General features: G+C 53.2%; 16 protein-coding genes and 5 pseudogenes. 15 read left to right on the forward strand and 6 right to left on the reverse strand.

The window, feature by feature from the left end; translation table 11 throughout:
- A partial coding sequence (locus DDA898_RS08320) for an RHS repeat-associated core domain-containing protein (RefSeq protein ID WP_038910885.1) occupies window positions 1-1438 on the forward strand: 1438 nt, incomplete at its 5' end.
- Complete coding sequence (locus tag DDA898_RS21715) at window positions 1435-1845, forward strand: RhsIA family immunity protein (RefSeq protein WP_081639236.1); 411 nt, start codon at window positions 1435-1437, stop codon at window positions 1843-1845. The genes DDA898_RS08320 and DDA898_RS21715, both read left to right, overlap by 4 nt.
- Before the next feature lie 607 nt (window positions 1846-2452).
- On the opposite strand, the gene DDA898_RS08330 is transcribed toward DDA898_RS21715, so the two are convergent.
- The 3 genes and pseudogenes from DDA898_RS08330 to DDA898_RS23640 form a co-directional block, all read right to left on the reverse strand.
- The gene (locus tag DDA898_RS08330) at window positions 2453-4465 is read right to left on the reverse strand and encodes a 2Fe-2S iron-sulfur cluster-binding protein (RefSeq protein WP_038910887.1); all 2013 of its coding nucleotides are present in this window, start codon (window positions 4463-4465) and stop codon (window positions 2453-2455) included.
- 313 nt (window positions 4466-4778) lie between these two features.
- On the reverse strand, window positions 4779-5171 hold the full coding sequence (locus DDA898_RS08335; RefSeq protein ID WP_013317415.1) for a VOC family protein: 393 nt from the start codon (window positions 5169-5171) through the stop codon (window positions 4779-4781).
- Window positions 5172-5317: 146 nt separating this feature from the next.
- Window positions 5318-5473: pseudogene (locus DDA898_RS23640) on the reverse strand (alpha/beta hydrolase); the annotation flags it as partial.
- Window positions 5474-5563: 90 nt separating this feature from the next.
- Here DDA898_RS23640 and DDA898_RS08340 point away from each other — a divergent pair.
- The 4 genes from DDA898_RS08340 (at window position 5564) to DDA898_RS08355 (ending at window position 8842) form a co-directional block, all read left to right on the forward strand.
- Window positions 5564-6139 carry a CGNR zinc finger domain-containing protein gene (locus DDA898_RS08340; RefSeq protein WP_038910888.1) on the forward strand — a complete coding sequence of 192 codons (576 nt, stop codon included), beginning with the start codon at window positions 5564-5566 and terminating at the stop codon, window positions 6137-6139.
- Window positions 6140-6520: 381 nt separating this feature from the next.
- On the forward strand, window positions 6521-7087 hold the full coding sequence (locus tag DDA898_RS08345) for a TetR/AcrR family transcriptional regulator (RefSeq protein ID WP_038910889.1): 567 nt from the start codon (window positions 6521-6523) through the stop codon (window positions 7085-7087).
- 63 nt (window positions 7088-7150) lie between these two features.
- Window positions 7151-7627: a nuclear transport factor 2 family protein gene (locus DDA898_RS08350; protein WP_038910890.1), complete on the forward strand. Its 477-nt coding sequence runs from the start codon at window positions 7151-7153 to the stop codon at window positions 7625-7627.
- Window positions 7628-7834: 207 nt separating this feature from the next.
- Complete coding sequence (locus DDA898_RS08355; RefSeq protein WP_038910891.1) at window positions 7835-8842, forward strand: alpha/beta hydrolase; 1008 nt, start codon at window positions 7835-7837, stop codon at window positions 8840-8842.
- A gap of 216 nt (window positions 8843-9058) precedes the next feature.
- On the opposite strand, the pseudogene DDA898_RS22160 reads toward DDA898_RS08355, so the two are convergent.
- Window positions 9059-9783: pseudogene (locus DDA898_RS22160) on the reverse strand (type 1 glutamine amidotransferase).
- Window positions 9784-9900: 117 nt separating this feature from the next.
- Between DDA898_RS22160 and DDA898_RS08365 the strand changes: the two are divergent.
- Window positions 9901-10668, forward strand: a complete 768-nt coding sequence (locus DDA898_RS08365) for an AraC family transcriptional regulator (RefSeq protein WP_038912499.1) — start codon at window positions 9901-9903, stop codon at window positions 10666-10668.
- A gap of 169 nt (window positions 10669-10837) precedes the next feature.
- Here DDA898_RS08365 and cynS read toward each other — a convergent pair whose 3' ends face one another.
- Window positions 10838-11308, reverse strand: a complete 471-nt coding sequence (cynS, locus tag DDA898_RS08370) for a cyanase (protein WP_033577180.1) — start codon at window positions 11306-11308, stop codon at window positions 10838-10840.
- A 27-nt stretch (window positions 11309-11335) separates the two neighbouring features.
- Window positions 11336-11995 carry a carbonic anhydrase gene (locus tag DDA898_RS08375; protein WP_038910894.1) on the reverse strand — a complete coding sequence of 220 codons (660 nt, stop codon included), beginning with the start codon at window positions 11993-11995 and terminating at the stop codon, window positions 11336-11338.
- A gap of 110 nt (window positions 11996-12105) precedes the next feature.
- Here DDA898_RS08375 and cynR point away from each other — a divergent pair, with 110 nt between their 5' ends.
- The 8 genes and pseudogenes from cynR to DDA898_RS08405 form a co-directional block, all read left to right on the forward strand.
- On the forward strand, window positions 12106-12993 hold the full coding sequence (gene cynR, locus DDA898_RS08380; protein ID WP_038910895.1) for a transcriptional regulator CynR: 888 nt from the start codon (window positions 12106-12108) through the stop codon (window positions 12991-12993).
- 164 nt (window positions 12994-13157) lie between these two features.
- Window positions 13158-13505, forward strand: a complete 348-nt coding sequence (locus DDA898_RS22165; protein WP_071604518.1) for an AHH domain-containing protein — start codon at window positions 13158-13160, stop codon at window positions 13503-13505.
- Window positions 13502-14059: a hypothetical protein gene (locus DDA898_RS08385; RefSeq protein WP_038910897.1), complete on the forward strand. Its 558-nt coding sequence runs from the start codon at window positions 13502-13504 to the stop codon at window positions 14057-14059. The genes DDA898_RS22165 and DDA898_RS08385 overlap by 4 nt, the downstream gene beginning before the upstream one ends.
- Window positions 14060-14186: 127 nt before the next feature.
- A pseudogene (locus DDA898_RS08390) lies at window positions 14187-14792 on the forward strand (conjugal transfer protein TrbE); the annotation flags it as partial.
- A 13-nt stretch (window positions 14793-14805) separates the two neighbouring features.
- Window positions 14806-15249, forward strand: a complete 444-nt coding sequence (trbF, locus tag DDA898_RS08395; RefSeq protein WP_438830412.1) for a conjugal transfer protein TrbF — start codon at window positions 14806-14808, stop codon at window positions 15247-15249.
- A 168-nt stretch (window positions 15250-15417) separates the two neighbouring features.
- A pseudogene (locus tag DDA898_RS08400) lies at window positions 15418-15963 on the forward strand (TraB/TrbI/VirB10 family type IV secretion system protein); the annotation flags it as partial.
- Between the two features lie 129 nt (window positions 15964-16092).
- Window positions 16093-16234: pseudogene (locus tag DDA898_RS22170) on the forward strand (transposase); the annotation flags it as partial.
- Window positions 16235-17644 (forward strand): condensation domain-containing protein (locus DDA898_RS08405; protein WP_038910900.1); only part of this gene is annotated, 1410 nt, incomplete at its 3' end. It abuts the pseudogene before it with no gap.

Genomic DNA, 17644 nt, shown 5'->3' on the forward strand with positions numbered 1-17644 from the left:
GCTGACGCTGACCCAGGACGCGGCAGGCCGGGAGTCGCTCCGCACCGGCGGCGGCTTTGTCCAGCAGCGGGAATACGACGTGATGGGCTGGCTGACGCGGGAGCAGAGCGGCGCGCAGCACGACGGCCACCTGCTGGCAGCACAGACACGGGAATACCGTTACGACGGCGCCGGCAACCTGACCGGGGTGCGTCACAACCGCGACGCCGAAGGTTATCGTCTGGACGCCACCGGCCGGGTGCAGGCAGTGCTGAGCGGCGGGGCGGGCAAACCGGTGGACACCACCACCCGCTTCCACTACACCCGCAGCGGGCTGCCGCAGGAGGCAGGCCGCCTCACCGAGTGGCAGGCCGGCAGACTGGTTCAGCACGACGACACCCACTACCAGTACGACAGGGCCGGACGGCTTATCCGTAAACAGGTGGTGCAGCCGGGCTACCGTCCGCAGGTGTGGCAGTACCGCTGGGACAGCCGCAACCAGCTGCGGGTGGTGGATACCCCGAGCGGCGAGCGCTGGCTGTACCGTTACGACCCGTTCGGTCGCCGGGTGGGCAAACGCTGTGACCAGAAAGCCGAAGAGACCCGCTATCTGTGGGACGGCGACCAGATAGCGGAAATCCGCCACTACCGCCACGGCCAGCTGATACAGCGTCGTCACTGGGTGTACAACGGCTGGGAGCTGGTGGTGCAGCAGCGCCAGCATCCCGGCGGCGACTGGGAAACGGATTTTGTGACCAGCAGCCAGAACGGTGCGCCGCAGGCGCTGTTCGCGCAGGACGGCACCCTGCGCTGGCAGGCGCCGAAGGCCACGCTGTGGGGCCAGCGGCAGGCAGAAAAATCGGAAAGTCCGGACCCGGGTCTGGCCTTCGCCGGGCAGCTCCGTGACAGTGAAAGCGGGCTGTGCTATAACCGCTTCCGGTACTACGACCCGGCCGGTGGGTGTTATGTCTCGCCAGACCCGATAGGGGTGTTGGGCGGGGAAAATAACTACGCTTACGCGCCGAATCCGATTACGTGGATCGACCCGCTGGGGCTGGCAAAGTGTCCCACGATTACTCGTGGTGCAAATGGTGAGATTGCGTCAGCACGAGCTACCGTATCGGCAGCAGACCTAAAAACAGGCACAGCGGTAAACTCCAGCGCAAGGGATGCCATTAAAGCTATAGGTCTTCCCGGGGATGATGCTGGTCATATACTTGGTAAGGTGCTCGGTGGTCAGGGTGGAAAGGGTAACCTGTTTCCTCAGCTCTCAAAAATAAATCGTGGCGATTATAGAATGTTTGAAAAATCGGTCAGAGACTATATTAGTCAACACGGTGCGGTAGATATTGAGTGGACGTTTAAATATGCTAACGGTGGATTGCGACCCACAGGGGTTCAATATGATGTCTATCAAAATGGCACTAAGATATTAGGCGACTTCTTTAGGAATATATGATGAATACATCAAGTGAGCCGACTGACGTATTATTGGGTTTTTTTTCTGCCATGAATAAGTGGGAAAAAGGCAATTACCTCCCCATGAGAGAGGGCGGTCTTGAGGAACAAAAGAAAGCACAGGATGAGATAGATGCTATCTTCCTGACATTTTGCACAATCAGAGATAGAAAAATAGGCAGACAAGCATCATTACATTGCGGAGAACCGCCTGAATATGATGTTGATAACCAACCTATTGGGAGTATTGAAACAAAAGGTAAGAAAGTAGTTATTTATACTGAGCAACTAAATAGATTGAAAAACAAATATCGTTACACACTTCATTATAAAAATGATGAGTGGCGCATTGATAAGAAAGAACGATTTAGCCCAGTTGAAGATAAATGGATAAAAGATAGTTTGTAGGGATATAAAATAACCGAAGGTGATCCCAATGATCCTTTCGGTTTTATTTTATCAGCCGCTCATTCGCAGCGGCTTACAAATGAGTTTCTCCCGCCAAATCCTGCCCACTTTGAAAAACCGTTAACCACCGTGCCATGGCCTGATCATCGAACGAGGCGACGCTGAAGGACGCACCCGGTAGTTACGACGTTACAAGATGCAGAACCGGACGGTGTAGTGGCCGCTTGTGGACAGCCACCACTGGCAGTGGTGGCTGGGTGCCGACGGGCGGGTCATCCGCGAGCGCGACATTTGGTCCGGAGTGTGTAAAAACGCAGTCAATCAGTAGCAACGTACGGGTCAAACACTCATACGATAACGCCCTGGCGGAAGAAAGTACGGCTTATACAAGACCGAAGTGATCCATCACCACGACCCCTGGCAAGGCCTGGGTGCGGTTCAATGCGCTACTCAGGAATGGATGGACTGGTTCAACAAGCGCCGTTTGCCGGAACCGATCGGTAACATCCCATGACAGAACGGGTAAAGGAGCACCACCGCAAGCTGAGTGAGTCAGGTGGGGCTGTCTGACTCAGACAAAAACCATCTCCGAAAAAACCAGGGCTGTTCACAGTTCTATTTCAACGTGCTCATCCACAGGGACAGCACAGCAGATCAGCACCTCGCCTTTGGCCGGAGTGATCACCGGCTGGCGTGAGTAGTGCACACGTCCGGAAATCAGCCGGGTGGCGCACGAACCACATTTGCCCGAGCGGCAGTTGTAGCTGGGCCTCAGGCCAGCGGCTTCTGCGGCGTCCAAAAGCGTACCGCTCTGATTCGTCCATTCGGTTTGGACTTCCGAGCGGGCAAAAGTGATCTGTGCACACGCAGGAAGTCTTGCCGCCGGGAACACCTTCTCGGGTTCACCGAGCACGCCGGCACCGAAGAACTCGTAGTGGATATGTGAACGGTCTACGCCAATTTCGCGTAACCCCGAATAAAGCGATCGCATGAAACTTTCAGGCCCGCACAAGTAAAACTGGTAACCGCCAAACGGCAGCAGCCTGGCGAGAGCGTCCATACTGAGCCGCGCCTCAGTGTCGTGCGTATCCCCCAGGTTGTCATCCGGGCCAGGAGCACTATATGCAGTGAAGAGATGTAGCCAGTCGTATCTGTGGGCCATAGCCTTGAGTTCGCGACGGAACGCATGGCTGGCACTGTTCTGCGTCGCATGGACGAAGTAAACCATGCGTTGAGGTGCCCCTTTTTTAAGGGCAGTTATCTGCGCATCAAGCATGGCCATCATGGGTGTTATACCTACGCCACCGGAAAGCATGACGATGGGCTGGGTGCCATCATCCAGAACGAAATTGCCCGCGGGTGACCCTACCTCGACGATATCTCCATTTTCACAATGGTCGTGCAGCAGCCGGGACATCAACCCGAAATCTTCTCGCTTGACCGAGATGCGATAGTTCTGCCCGTTTGGTCCTTGCGAAAGTGTGTAACTACGCTGAATGACTTCGTCATTTCTCTGAAGCCGTATCGGCAGGAACTGTCCCGCTAAATGCCTTTCAACTGGACCACCGTCAGCGGGTACAAGATAGAAAGAGGTGATGTTATCGCTCTCTTTAAGCTTCGAAGCGATCTGAAAACGCCTGTAGCCACCCGTTTTGAGTACGGCCAGACGCGCCTCATTCCAGGTTCCAGTGGCACCAAGCCCGGGCCATTGCTCGGATATCGTCCCGATAACCGGCAGCGCGGCACTGGCATGCCAGATTTCTTCTGGCATCACGTCCACGATACGCTCGGCACCTTCGAACGACTTAATGCGCTCGGGATTCCAGTCGATGGAACCGCGCCCAGTAAGCACTATTGCCTCACCCGTTTCGAAATCCGGAACGAACAGACCGACCCGTCCGTCGCTCTCAATGTTACCTAGTGTATTGAAAAAGCGATTGCCGGAAAAATCGGGAAAGGAGAGCGTGCCGTCTCCGTTGATACCGAGAAATCCCGGACGCCCTCCTCGGTGCGATGCATCGACTCCGGCGCTTCCACCATCCAGTGGTCCAGCCGCACGGGAGGCAATAAAAAACGTGTCAGCGGCCTCAATAATCCGACGAACCTCCGGATCAGTTATGCTGCCGCGCCGGCGGCTCACAGCCAACGGCTCGTCCTGGCCAGGGGGCAGATGTCGAGTCTGAATGTATTGCGGACAGTTTCCGAAGCTCTGGTCGACCAGGATGGTCATTTTACCAGCCGAGGCATGTTGTATCCGGCCATTCAGCCGATTGCGACGTCTGCTGGCCAGATCAATCCCGAGCACGCCAACACTGGCACCGGGTGACCGATCCAGGCCGAGTTCACACGAAAGAACCGGGTCCCGATGAATTTCGAGTGTATCCGGAGTGGGGGAAACCAGGAAACCTCGTGGCCCGAGAGCCGGAACGCACCATGGCCGGCCGGCTGAATCGAGCAGCCCCAGAAACAGCATCTGAAGATTTTCAAAGAAGTCACGATGTTGCTGTGGCATCTCTGAGCGCACAAAGTCTTCCGACTGCTTAAGCCACTCACCTGAAATTTCGGCACGCGCCTGTACTGCGCGTTCACCGTCATGGAAAACACTGCGTGTCGGCTGCATGGGGCCCCTCCCGGGGTCATTTACCGCTGCTGGAAGACCAGAACCCGCTACGATGAAGCGAAAGATTTGCTGGCACCTGAAGCGCGAAAGTCGCCTTTACCGAAGGCATAAAAAGCCTGTCGAATGCTTCAGGGCGTGAAGCGGACAATTTCATATCCCGTAACTTAATTTAATTCCGGCAACTGAGTAGCTCAGCCTTTGCATCTGAGCAATATAACTAACGGGGCGGCGACCGCCTGAGCAATCGCCGCCAGGAACTTTACCCTGATAAAGCATCACAGCAATGCCCCCGGCACAGGACGCCAGAAATTACTCAACCAGGGTAATAGAATTCAATTCGTATACCACTCGGCTCATAGCACATCATGTGCATGGACGGCCCCTCGCGTATCAAGGTAGGTTCGAATTCAATTTCGACCTGATTTGCCTTCAACACGTCAAGAATCTGATACAGACCATCTTTGGTCTCTACCAGCAAGGCCAGGTGATGGAGTCCGACATTGTTTTTGCGATTGAACTGAACAGGCTCCTCTGTTTGCGTTTTCCAGAGTGTGAGCATCACTGCCCCGTCTTTCACAAAGATGGCCGGATAGTCTTCGCGTCGTTTAACTTCCTGCCAGCCCAGTAAATCAGTGAAGAACGCCGCGCTCTCTTCAAGATTTGATACGGCTAAGCCAATATGTTGTACACCATGAGTCACTGCCATCGTTCCTGTCCTCTTTCTGAAAGGCTTTGTTCAGGGATGATTGCCCTTCGGCAAGCATACCCGCAGTATGTGAAATCTGTTTTTACGTCAGGAAAGCCATACCTACGTAAAAACATATTTTTTTCAATCAATTAAATAAACCATTAGCCCGCAAAACCGTGCAGCATCAGCAGGACCGGCGATGCCGGATCGCCGGCCTCACGGTAAAAAACATTAACGTCGCCTGCCTGCTTATGGTGGTAATGCACCTGTGTGGCAGGTGTGTTATCTGCTGTTGATAACTCCGAATATGAAGACGTCATAGCACCCCTTGTAACCGTTAAAATGTGGAATTGAAGGTTACATGTTATTATGGTAACCTGTCAAAATGATTTTACAAGTTACGGTTGTGTATGGAATTTAAACATCTTGCATCTCAGCCTCTCTTTCTGGCCGATAACCTCGCGCTGGATTTCATCAACAGTGAATACGGGACAGGTGATGAGCGTCATGAGTGTTTTGACGACGATCTCTGCGTCCTGGAGTGGCTGGAAACGGCGGGTCTTTTACCGAAAAGCACGGAGGCCCCTCCCGGGTTACTGACTGAAGCCCGCCAATTCCGTGAGGCCGCCAGGGCAGTGGTGCATGCTGCTATGGAGTCCGTTGCAGCTGACCTGACTGTAGTTAACAGAATACTCAGGGACGGAAAGCCCGAGACGAGGCTGCAATGGGATGAAGGGACACAGCGATACCGTGTTGATGTTCGTTCAGGCACGCACAGCGCCGCCAGCCTTCTCTGGCCTGTTGCCGACGAGTTGGTGAAACTGATTACTGACGACAAATTTGAATATGTGCGTCAGTGCGAAGCCCATAACTGTATTCTGCTTTTTCACGATTTGAGTAAATCGCATCGCCGTCGGTGGTGCAGCATGGCGACCTGCGGTAATCGTATGAAAGTCGCGGCGTTCCGGAACAGGAAGAATTCGTAACGACGCCAGTTCCCTCCACACGGTTGCAACTCCGTGCAGCCCGCCACGTTTGCTTCAGTAGGAAAAGGGCAGACGGCGTCCGGATCCGGGTGCCACTTAAGCCCACCCGGTTTTCAGCCGTACAGACCGTATGATTTTTACAGATTTTTTTGACCTGCCCCTCCCGAATGCAGCCTCCATCCTTCACACTGAGAACGTACGGAACGCCCCGCCGGACATCGGGTTTTCGTTCCTGCACGCTACAGCGTTATACAATTTTTTTGCCCAGACAGCATTTTGTTATTGATTCTTAAAAATTTTATAAATGCATCCTGACGGTACGCAAAAAAGATTATCGACTAACACTTGACGGAGGTAGAACGATCATTCTACCATTATCTCATGAACAGAAACACGACAAACACGCGGGAGAAAATTCTCGCAACCGCAGAAGAACTCATCTACCAGAACGGTATTCATGCGACCGGCATGGACCTCCTGGTGAAGACTTCAGGTGTGGCACGGAAAAGTATTTATCACCATTTCGCGAACAAGGACGAGGTAGCCGCCGCGGCGCTGAATGCACGTGATGTGCGCTGGATGGAATGGTTCAGGACCGAATGTGACAAAGCGGATACGCCGCGGGATCGCATCCTGAATGTGTTCACCGTGCTTAAAGGCTGGTTCGAGTCGGAGGGATATCGCGGATGCGCGTTTATCAACACGGCAGGCGAAGTGGGGGATCCTTCTGATCCGGTTCGTCAGATAGCCAGCGTGCACAAACAGAAGCTGCTGGACTACGTGCTTGAGCTTACCGGCCAGCTGAATACAGCGCAGGCGTTACCTCTGGCCCGGCAGCTACTGATACTGATTGAAGGCGCCATCACTATGTCGCGCGTCATGGGCGATTACAGCGCCGCCGATGATGCAAGAGATGTCGCTCAGCTGTTACTGAAACAGATCCCATAGCAGGGGCTGAGTTCCAAAGAGAAAACACTAACTGAAGTATCCAATTATCCTGGAGGCACCACCATGTCCGATTCACAAATCCGTCCGCCACTGCCGCCGTTCACCCGCGAGTCAGCGCTTGAGAAAGTAAGACTTGCCGAAGATGGCTGGAACACCCGCGATGCCGATAAAGTGTCGCTCGCTTACTCTCTGGACACCAAATGGCGTAACCGCGCAGAGTTTGCAAATAATCGAGAAGAGGCCCGGGGTTTCCTCGAGCGCAAGTGGAAAAAAGAGCTGGAGTACCGTCTTATCAAGGAACTGTGGGCCTTTGACGGTGACCGCATTGCTGTCCGGTACGCTTACGAGTGGCGCGATGACTCCGGTAACTGGTTCCGTTCTTACGGGAACGAAAACTGGGAATTTGGTGAAGACGGGCTGATGCATCACCGCTACGCATGTATCAATGACATGCCGATTAAAGAAAGTGAGCGCAAGTTCCACTGGCCTCTGGGGCGCCGTCCTGACGATTATCCAAGCCTGTCTGACCTGGGTCTGTAATTCATTGAGTTACCCCGCGTAACGCCCGCGACTACTGTCCTGGTCGGGGCTTTACTCAGCCAGTTGATGAAAAAAGCAAGCTGGTTGAGGCGGAGAGCTCTTAAGTTTTCTCAGTGCATGGTTTTTAAGGATCAAGTACGAGCGATGTGCTTTATTCATTTAAATCGCGTGCTATTTAATAGTAAAATATGTTAATGAGGCCGTATTATGAATATTAAATCTATGTTTCTGACTGCCGCAATGGCGGCCGTCTCAGCCAACAGCTTTGCCGATGCTTCACAGCCAGAGCGTCACGTGCAGGAATTTCTCAGTGCCCTGAACGGCGCCGGGGGTAAGCCTATTGAACAGCTGTCTCCACGGGACGCACGACAGGTGCTGATCAACGCTCAGAAGGGTGCCAAACTGCCTGCTGCCGACGTCGCTGAAAAAACGATCAACGTTGAAGGCGGCTCCATCAAACTTCACATTGTGAAACCTAATAACGCACAGGGAATCTTGCCAGTTTTCATGTTCTTCCATGGCGGTGGCTGGATACTGGGCGACTTTGCGACACATGAACGACTCGTCCGTGATCTGGTCACCGAGTCCGGTGCAGCAGCCGTCTTTGTCGACTATACACCATCGCCGGAAGCGCATTTCCCGGTTGCGATTAATCAGGCCTATGCAGCAACCCGCTGGGTTGCCGAGCACGGTAGCGAGATTGGCGTTGACGGCAGTCGCCTGGCGCTGGTAGGTAACAGCGTCGGCGGTAACATGGTTGCTGCCGTAGCGCTCCAGGCCAAGCAACATAAAGCGCCGGCCATCCGCTATGAGGTCATGCTCTGGCCCGTGACTGACGCGAACTTCAATACTGGTTCTTATAACCAGTATGAGAACGGGTACTTCCTGTCGCGTAATATGATGAAGTGGTTCTGGGATGCATACACCACTAAAGAAGGCGATCGTAATAACATCCTGGCGTCGCCGCTGCGCGCAACGCCTGAACAACTGAAGGGACTGCCGCCCACTCTGATTCAGACTGCCGAACTTGACGTACTGCGCGACGAAGGCGAGGCTTTTGGCCGCAAGCTTGATGCCGCTGGCGTCAACGTGACGGTTACCCGCTACAACGGGTTAATTCATGATTTCGGTCTGCTGAACGCGCTGAGCGACGTGCCTGCCGTGCGGACCGCACTTGGTCAGGCCGCCTATGAACTGAAAGAACACCTGAAGTAACTGCCAGCTAGCCGGTCGGTTTCATCGACCGGTCGTTTTTGCCCTCTGTCCGTTGTCCGGGTTAGCGCGGAAATTTTTTGGAACCGGACTATTGAGTATTTACATACTTCCCCCCGTTAAGCGTGCGACCTGTTACTTATCGGGGGCTTTTTTCGACACAGTAATAACGACAAGGAGCCGATTGTACGGCATGCCGTTCCGCTGCAGGTAACGAAGTCATATACCTGTCTGGCGGTAGCGTGACTCGAGTTTGTCGAGAAAAGTGAATAATGCTCTGTTCATTTCGCTGTAGTCGTGGCTCCGTAATTCTTCCGGTGTCTGAACGAATCGATATTCTGCGGCCCGACGTAAATCCCTGTCGGAATGCGCGATCAGCAATTCGACAAGGGACGGTGTAAGTTCCATATGGCACTGAAACCCGTAGACCAGCTCAGAATAAGCAACTATCTGTCGTGGGCAACCTTCGCTGTAGGCGACGATCTCCGCCGCGGGCGTAAGTCCCGGCATGTCGTTATGCCAGTGCCCGACATCGAGCTTATTACCGAAGTGAGAAAACAGCGGGTTCCGTTCGCTTTCTGCGGTCATAAAAACTGGAAACTTGCCGATCTCTTTTTCCGGGCTGTGCGCGAAGCGTGCGCCCAGGGCTTCCCCGATCAGCTGGGCACCAAGGCAGACGCCGATGACGGCTTTCCCCAGATGTACTACAGAGGCAATAAGTGCCTGTTCAGCTCTTGAGTCAAAATGTGCACATTCATCAGGCGTGACGGACGGATCCTGCGGCCCCCCATGACTACCAGCAGATCGATATTCCGTGCATCTTCAGGAAGTTTCTGACCCGCATAAACGCGAGAGAAGGTTACCTCATGGCCACGAATCATGGCCCAGGTTTCAAACACGCCGGGTGCTTCAAAGTGTTCATGCACAATAAAATGTACTCGCATAGGCTTATATCCTTCAGAATCTTGATAAGTAATTAAGTCAGGCGCATATCACCCCCTGCGAAATACCGGTCGGGTAACGCCAGTCGGGACATGATAGATGTGAGGTTTGATTTTGAAATGTCAGTAAGCATCGATAAAACGCCAAGGCACGATGACTCAACAGGCTGGTCGGCGACCGCTATTTCCTACCGGCGTGGGGAAGAAGATCCCCCTCATTATCACCTGGAAGGGCAACTTTTATACGCTAGCAGCGGCGTTCTGCTGGTTGAGGCCGCGGGCAGGCGATGGGTTATTCCCCCTCAACGGGCGCTCTGGCTGCCGCCGTTGATGGAACACTCATACAGACTTCTGTCGCGTACGGAGCTACGTGCAGTTTACTTCAGCGGTAGCCTGATTTCTGAGTGCGCACATTTCGCAAAGAATGACCGGGTACATGTGATCGACGTGGTTCCGCTGGTAAAGGAATTAATAGCTGGCCTGTTTATAAATGATTACCACACGCTGACGAAGCGAAAAATGGCGCTTTTACTTCTGGAAATTATCGGTGAGGCACCATCCGTACCCGCAGAACTACCGATGCCGCAGGATGACCGATTATTCCGTGCTATAGGAGAGCTGATGTCCAGCCATCGCTGGGAAACCTCGTTAACCGATATGGCTGACATAGCAAACATGTCGGAAAGGTCTTTCTCCCGCCTGTTTTCACGTGATACGGGGTTCAGCTTCCGGACATGGAAGCAGCGCGCAAGAATATACGCATCACTGGATCTTCTTTCTGAAAACGTACCTGTAAAACAGATTGCCTGGCAGCTTGGTTTTTCATCACCGGCCGCATTTTCCGCTGCGTTTCGTGCAGTTATGGGCCTGACTCCCGGTGAGTTTTGACGGAGGTTCAGTTGGGGGGACGGTGACAAATCGGGTATTGACGCTATCCGGCACAGTGTCGATGCTGACGCCGCGACTATCAGGTGTTAAACGAAAAGAGACGGAACACACCGCGACTGAAAACGTAGGCGGCCCGGCTTTTCAGTCGCCGGGCTGAATTCTGAGAGGATCAGAAAGGTTTGGTCGGCAGGTACTTGCCGTCCAGGGTGATCACCGCACGATGGCCACCATCCGGATCATCAACTTTCTTGATATCCAGTTTGAAGTTAATGGCGCTGATAATGCCGTCGCCAAATTTCTCATGAACCAGAGCCTTAAGAGTAGGCCCGTAAACTGACATCATCTCGTAGAAACGGTAGATTGTCGGATCGGTCGGGATGCCATCGGTAAAGCTGCCGCGGACGGGTACTGACTGCAACAGTTTAACGTCATCAGCATTCAGATCGAGCTTCTTGCCGACAACGACTGCTGCGTCGGCAGGCAACGGATGCTGACCAAGCAGGGCTGCAGTAACGAAGGCTTCTGACAAACCTGTGCCGTCAACGATTTCGGAGAAGGAGAGTTCCTTGCGTGCCTTAGCCAGAATAATGGTTTCGGTGAGTGCCTGACGTGCGGCCTGAGTGACTTGAATCTGGATCATGGTCTTTTCTCCTGGTAAGTAAGGGGTTCAGGCAACATGCCTGGCTTGCGAGGAAACGGCGTTAACTTCTGGATTTTCAGCAAGGGACACGAAGGCGCGGGTTGTGCCATCAAAAGTATCAATGCAACCACTCCCAATGTCATAGAGCCAGCCGTGCAGAGTTACCCGGCCTTCTTCAAGCGCCAGGCGAACGGATGGGTGAGTCTGGATGTTAGCCAACTGAGCGATGACGTTTTCGCGCACCATAGCCGCGACTTTGGTTGGCTGATCCGGATGAGGTCGGGATTCGTTCACGACTCTGGCCGAGTCAGCATATAGCAGCCAGTTGGCAACGGCGGGCATATGATCCAGACACTTGCAGGTGGCGATGGCCGTCATTGCCCCGCAGTCGGAATGGCCACAGATCACGATGTCGGCCACTTTAAGTGCGGCGATAGCGTATTCGACGGACGCGGAAACACCGCCAGGCTCCGGGCCATACGACGGCACAATATTGCCGGCGTTGCGGATCACGAACAGGTCGCCGGGCTCGCGTTGAGTGACCAGCTCCGGAACCAGTCGGCTATCAGAGCAGGAAATGAATAACGCTCTCGGATTCTGTTGGGTGGCAAGGTCCCTGAACAGTTTGATCCGCTTGGGAAAAGCGTCTTTCTGGAACTTTAGAAAGCCGTCAATGATCTCTTTCATGGGGGCTGTCTCAATGTCGCTGGGTGTGGGATGAATACTAAGCAACGCATTGCATAAGGTAAAGGTCTCATTTATTATAAAATCAATCAGATAATCTAATGGGGTCGGTAATGCTCGCCCGGCACATTCAGTATTTTCTTGCGGTAGCAGAACATCTCAGCTTCACGAAAGCTGCAGCGGCGCTGCACGTATCCCAACCCGCTCTTTCACAGCAGGTAAAGTTACTGGAAGAAAGCCTTGGTGCTCAGTTGTTTGACCGTTCAGGACGCACGACACGTCTGACTGATGCCGGAGAGGTTTATCTTCAGTATGCCCGTCGCGCTTCTCAGGAGCTGCGGGAAGCTACACGCGCCATTCATGATGTGAGCAACCTCAGCCGTGGATCACTGCGCGTGGCCGTGACGCCTACCTTTACAACTTATCTGGTGGGACCTGTGGTCGAGGCATTCCACGACCAATATCCAAAGATTACTCTCAGCGTGCAGGAAATTTCCCAGGAACGTATGGAGGAGTTGCTTCTGGCAGGAGAGCTGGATGTAGGAATTGCGTTTGAGCCAGTCAACAGTCCTGATATCGAATCGGTCCCATTGCTGGATGAGACTCTGGCTCTGGTGGTCAGCCTCAGGCACCCACTGTCAAAGGTAAAATCTGTGGAATTGCAGACTCTGAGCGCCGAGTCACTCGTTTTGCTCAGTACGGATTTCGCGACGCGTGAACAGATCGATCGTTACTTCCGCAAGCATGAAATTAATCCTCAGGTGCTGATGGAGGCCAACGCTCTCGGTGCGGTGATAGAAATTGTTCGCTGGACATCTTTGTCGACGTTGTTACCCGCAAAGACTGCCTTCGCCCAGGACGATCTGGTGGCCATTGCACTGGAGCCAGAGCGGCTGCAACGTACAGCCGTCCTTATGAGGCGCAAGGATGCCTATCTGAGCTCCGCGACCCAGGCTTTCACAGCATTAACAGTAGACATTTCCGGCAAGCTAATTGTCTGATCTACTAGAGTTCCGGTCCAGACGGGAGATAACCACGCTAACTTGTCAGCAACACTGATATAAGACCGCAAAGCGGTCATTAAGCGGTGTTGTTGACATATGTGCATAATCCGGTCACGTGGGTTGATCCGTTTGGGCTAACCAGCTGTGAACTGGCGAAAAAAATGGAAAACGCAGGGACCCCGAGGCCTGTAAATTCAGCAGCGCATCATATTGTTGGAGAAACCTCCAAAGGTGCTAAGCCAGCCAGAGATGTTCTGAATAAGCATAAAATAGATATAAATGGAGCTGATAACGGAGTTTTCCTGCCAAACAGAAATAATACAGATGGATTATCAGGGATACTTCATAACGGCAGACATCCAGATGACTATTTGGCGGCGGTAAACAAAAGAATTGTTCAGGCTGATATTTTGGGCGGTAAGAAAGAAGTTATTGAAGAGATCGGAAGGATTAGAGACATTCTTTCCTCCGCTAGTCGAGATGCAAGTTGGAGTAATGTTCTACTATGAAGATATATTTATTGCATTCAAGCTCCATGAAGTCTTGTTCATTTATTCAGGACTATCCAGATGGAGAGAGAAGTATTATTGGCGTGGCAATGATGAGACGCTGGAAACCATTTTATAACGACTACAATGAAATAAAGTTGGAACTGAGAAAGAATGACAAAGGGAAAAAAAATTATCAATTTGATTTCAGTGGAACCTTGAGTCCTTTTTTTGTGTTTAGCGAGACAGCAATAAAGGTGTTGGATGATATATTGAGCCCGAGAGGTGAAATCTTGACGGTGTCAACGGAAAGCAAGAAAAAGGTTTTTTGGGGCTATTATCCCACTAATAGTTTGCATGGGTGTTTTGATAGGGACCGCTCTATATATCACGAAGTTGAAAACGGCCTCATAATTGAGAAGCCAATCCTTATTTCATCAAATATTACTGATGATTATCTTTTTTCTATAGAAGAAGATATAGGGAGAGTTTTCGTAACAGATAAGTTTAAACAGCGTGTTGAAGAGGCGAACTTGATTGGATTTGATTTTTCCATTGAGATTCAAACCTCATAATGCAGAAATAAACCCCGGTAGGCCGGAGAATCTCAGAATGTAAGGCCGGAAGCGGTTCTAACGATCCTTCCGGCTGTTTTTTATGCTGTTTAGTTCAACAATCATATATTAGGCTGTGTCCCTTAATTCAGATTCACTTGCGGCGTTACAGGCGCTGGGCAGCGAACAGGCGGCGTTTGGTTACGTCACCACCACCGTGACCGTATTGGCCGATGAGGCGGAGGACGCGGAGGAAAAACGGCGCCAGACCGAGCAGGTGATCCAGGGGCGGGGCTTCGTAACCTGTCCGGAGCGGCTGAACGCGGTGGACGCCTGGCTGTCGTCGGTGCCCGGCCAGGTGTATGCCAATGTGTGCCAGCCGATCATTTCCACCCTCAATCTGGCGCACCTGATCCCGCTGTCGGCGGTCTGGGCCGGGCCGGAGAACAATGCTCACCTTGACGGGCCGCCACTTATCGTGACCCGGACCGATGGCGCCACGCTGTTTCGGCTGGTGACGCACATTGGCGACGTGGGGCATACGCTGGTGGTGGGGCCCACCGGGATGGGTAAATCGGTGCTGCTGGCCATGCTGGCGATGCAGTTTCGTCGCTATCCCGGCTCGCGCGTATTTCTTTTTGATGTCGGCCGTTCGTTGCGGGCCACCACGCTGGGGCTGGGGGGCGAGCATTATGATCTGGGGGCAGACGGGGCGATCGCGTTTCAGCCGCTGGCCCGGATCGATCAGGAAGGCTGTGGCCCCGGCGGTGACGACGTACCAGCCCAGCGAGGCACAAATCGCCTACCATCTGGCGCGTTTTATCACACTGGTGCGTTCACTCTCGCTTGACCCGGTCGTGGTGCGGCAGAACTGGCTGGAGGCGTATGCCTATACCACCGATCAGGGTGCTGCGGTGCTCAACGCCTATGCCCGCGCCCAGGATCCCTTTGGCCGTATTGGTAACGAGTCTGTCACGGTGCAGATTGCCAGTGTGGTGCGCTCCAGCGATCGATCGTTTGAAGTGCGCTGGAGCGAACAACACTTTGTCCACGGCACTCCGTCGGAGACCGAACGCTGGACTGCCATGCTGACCGTTGTGCAGCACACGCCGCGTACCGAGCAGCAGTTACGGCTGAACCCGTTGGGCATTTATATCAACGGGCTGTCGTGGAGCCGGGAACTGGCGATGCCGGAAGGCGGTCAGCCATGAGAACGTGGTGGTATTACGGTCCTGTCTGTTACCTGATACTGGCACTGATCGGGTGTCGTGGTATGGGAAACCGGCCACCGGTTGTCGATCTGGACGAGCCGGCTCCGACAGCCTCGGTTCCGATGCCTCCGGCCTCCATAGTGGTGGGGAAGGGGGAGAACGGAGCGCCTTCGTTCCGACCTGCCGGGGCCGGTGATCGCCACCGTCACCGAACCGGTCTACGACACGGCGACCGGGCATTATCTGCTGATCCCGCAAGGCTCGCGCTTACTGGGTAAATACAATAGCCAGGTCAGCTATGGGCAAAGCCGGGTTCAGGTGGTCTGGAACCGCATTATCCTGCCGGATACGTCGTCGCTGACGCTGGATAATCTGGCCGGTGCCGACCCGGCCGGTTACGTCGGGCTGGAAGATCAGGTGGACTGGCATTGGGATCGTGTGATTGCCGGCGCGGCAATGACCACACTACTGGGGGTGGGTGCTGAACTGGCTGCCCCGGAGAACCGACAGCATGGCGATCGCATTATTCTTGCCGGACGTGACAGTTTGCAGGATTCGGTCAGTCAGGCGGGACAAGAACTTACCCGGCGTAACCTCGATATTCAGCCGACACTGACCGAACGGCCAGGCCTGCCGGTTCGTATCATCGTCAACCGGGATTTGGTGTTAAGGCCGTATCAACCGCTGTTTTTTAATCAGGGGAGTGCGAACTGAAGGGGGAATGGACGGTGGGGAAAGAGAGGCCCGATACTGGGGAGGCAATTCGGAATATTACTCATTCCCTGTATTCAGTGCCGACGTAGAGTAGAGTTTTCGGCCTCTCTCATCGTAAAAAAAGAAGTCATCCGGCAGAGAAAGACGCGTTATACCGAAGAGCAAATTGTGTTTGCCCTGAAGCTGGCCGAAACCGGTACGCGGGTGGAGGAAGTCTGCAGAAAGATGGGGGGTTTCTGAAGCCACATTTTACAACTCCAGGAGTCCATACATGCGATACGACACCATCCCTGCACAAGCGATACGCCATGACAGCTCCCGGATGGATGGAGAGCAATGGCCACTCAGCTCTCCTCAGCAGGTCATATGGTTGGAGCAAATACTTCACCCAGACTCCAGTCACTATAATCTGGGCCTGCTCTATCGTATTGAGGGCAGGCTTGATCAGGCACTGTTCGTCCAGGCGGTAGAAATTTCTGTGGAGCGCCACGATGCGCTGCGCCTGCAACTTAAAGAGATCAATGAGCCCATTCAGGTACTCTGTAACAGCGCGCCTATCCCGACTCGTATCCACGACCTGTCTGGTTGCACAGACCCGGAAGCTGAGCTGGATAAACACGTCAACGCCCTGGTTAGGCAGGCGTTTGACTTAACAGGGCAACTCTGGCGTTCTGACTTGCTGCGGATTAGCGAGTCGTGCTGGTATTGGCATTGTTGCTGTCATCATTTGATTCTGGATGGTCGTAATATCATCCTGATTATGAGAGAGGTTGCGGATACGTATACCCGCTTGATCAATAAAGTGGGTATGGCGGAACGAGCGCCATCCTACCTCGATTTTATTACAGAGGATCTCGCCTATTTCCATTCAGCGGGCTATAGCCAGGACCGGGATTTCTGGTTGGAGCGTTATGCAACGCTGCCCCCAATACTCATTCCTGCAAATAGTACTCACATGAGTCATGAGGTGTCCGAGTCACCGCTACGTTGGCAGCTTGAGGCACCGCTATTAAAAACCATCGAGGCAATGCTTAATGAACACCGCCTATCGCTGTTGCACTTTATGTATGCGTTGTTGGCATGCTACTTCACGCGAACGACGGGTGAGCGGGACATCGTCATTGGTATTCCGGTGCATAACCGTCGTAACGCCAGGCAAAAAAATACGATAGGGATGTTCGCATCCGTCATTCCTGTGAGGATTTGCATAGCGGATCAGGATACATTCCTGGATGTGATGCATAAATGTGCAAGCGAACTGCGAAAGTGTCATAAACATCAACGCTTTCCTATATCGGAAATCAATCGTCACACTAGAGTCCAGCAAAAGACTGGACGTTCTCAGCTATTTGATATTTTGCTATCGCTGGAGTTGTTCGAAACGAATGCGTCAATGGAGTACTGTAGTATTAGCCTGGTCGGGGTGCATCGCGGCACTTCCAATCCGCTTGCCATCAGTATTCAACAATACAAGTACTCCCAAGATGATGACAATACGCCTGTTACCATTGAGTTCAGTTGTGCACCAGGCCATTTGAGCAAGATGGAGGTCGAGGCGCTACAGCGACGGCTGAGCGTGTTATTAGGGGCAGCGCTTCGTGGTCCAGATACGCTGATTAACCACTTATCGATTTTACCTGAAGCCGAGCGTCGGCAATTACTGGTCGACTTCAATGCGACA

The sequence above is a fragment of the Dickeya dadantii NCPPB 898 genome (assembly GCF_000406145.1).
GTDB classification, from domain to species: domain Bacteria; phylum Pseudomonadota; class Gammaproteobacteria; order Enterobacterales; family Enterobacteriaceae; genus Dickeya; species Dickeya dadantii.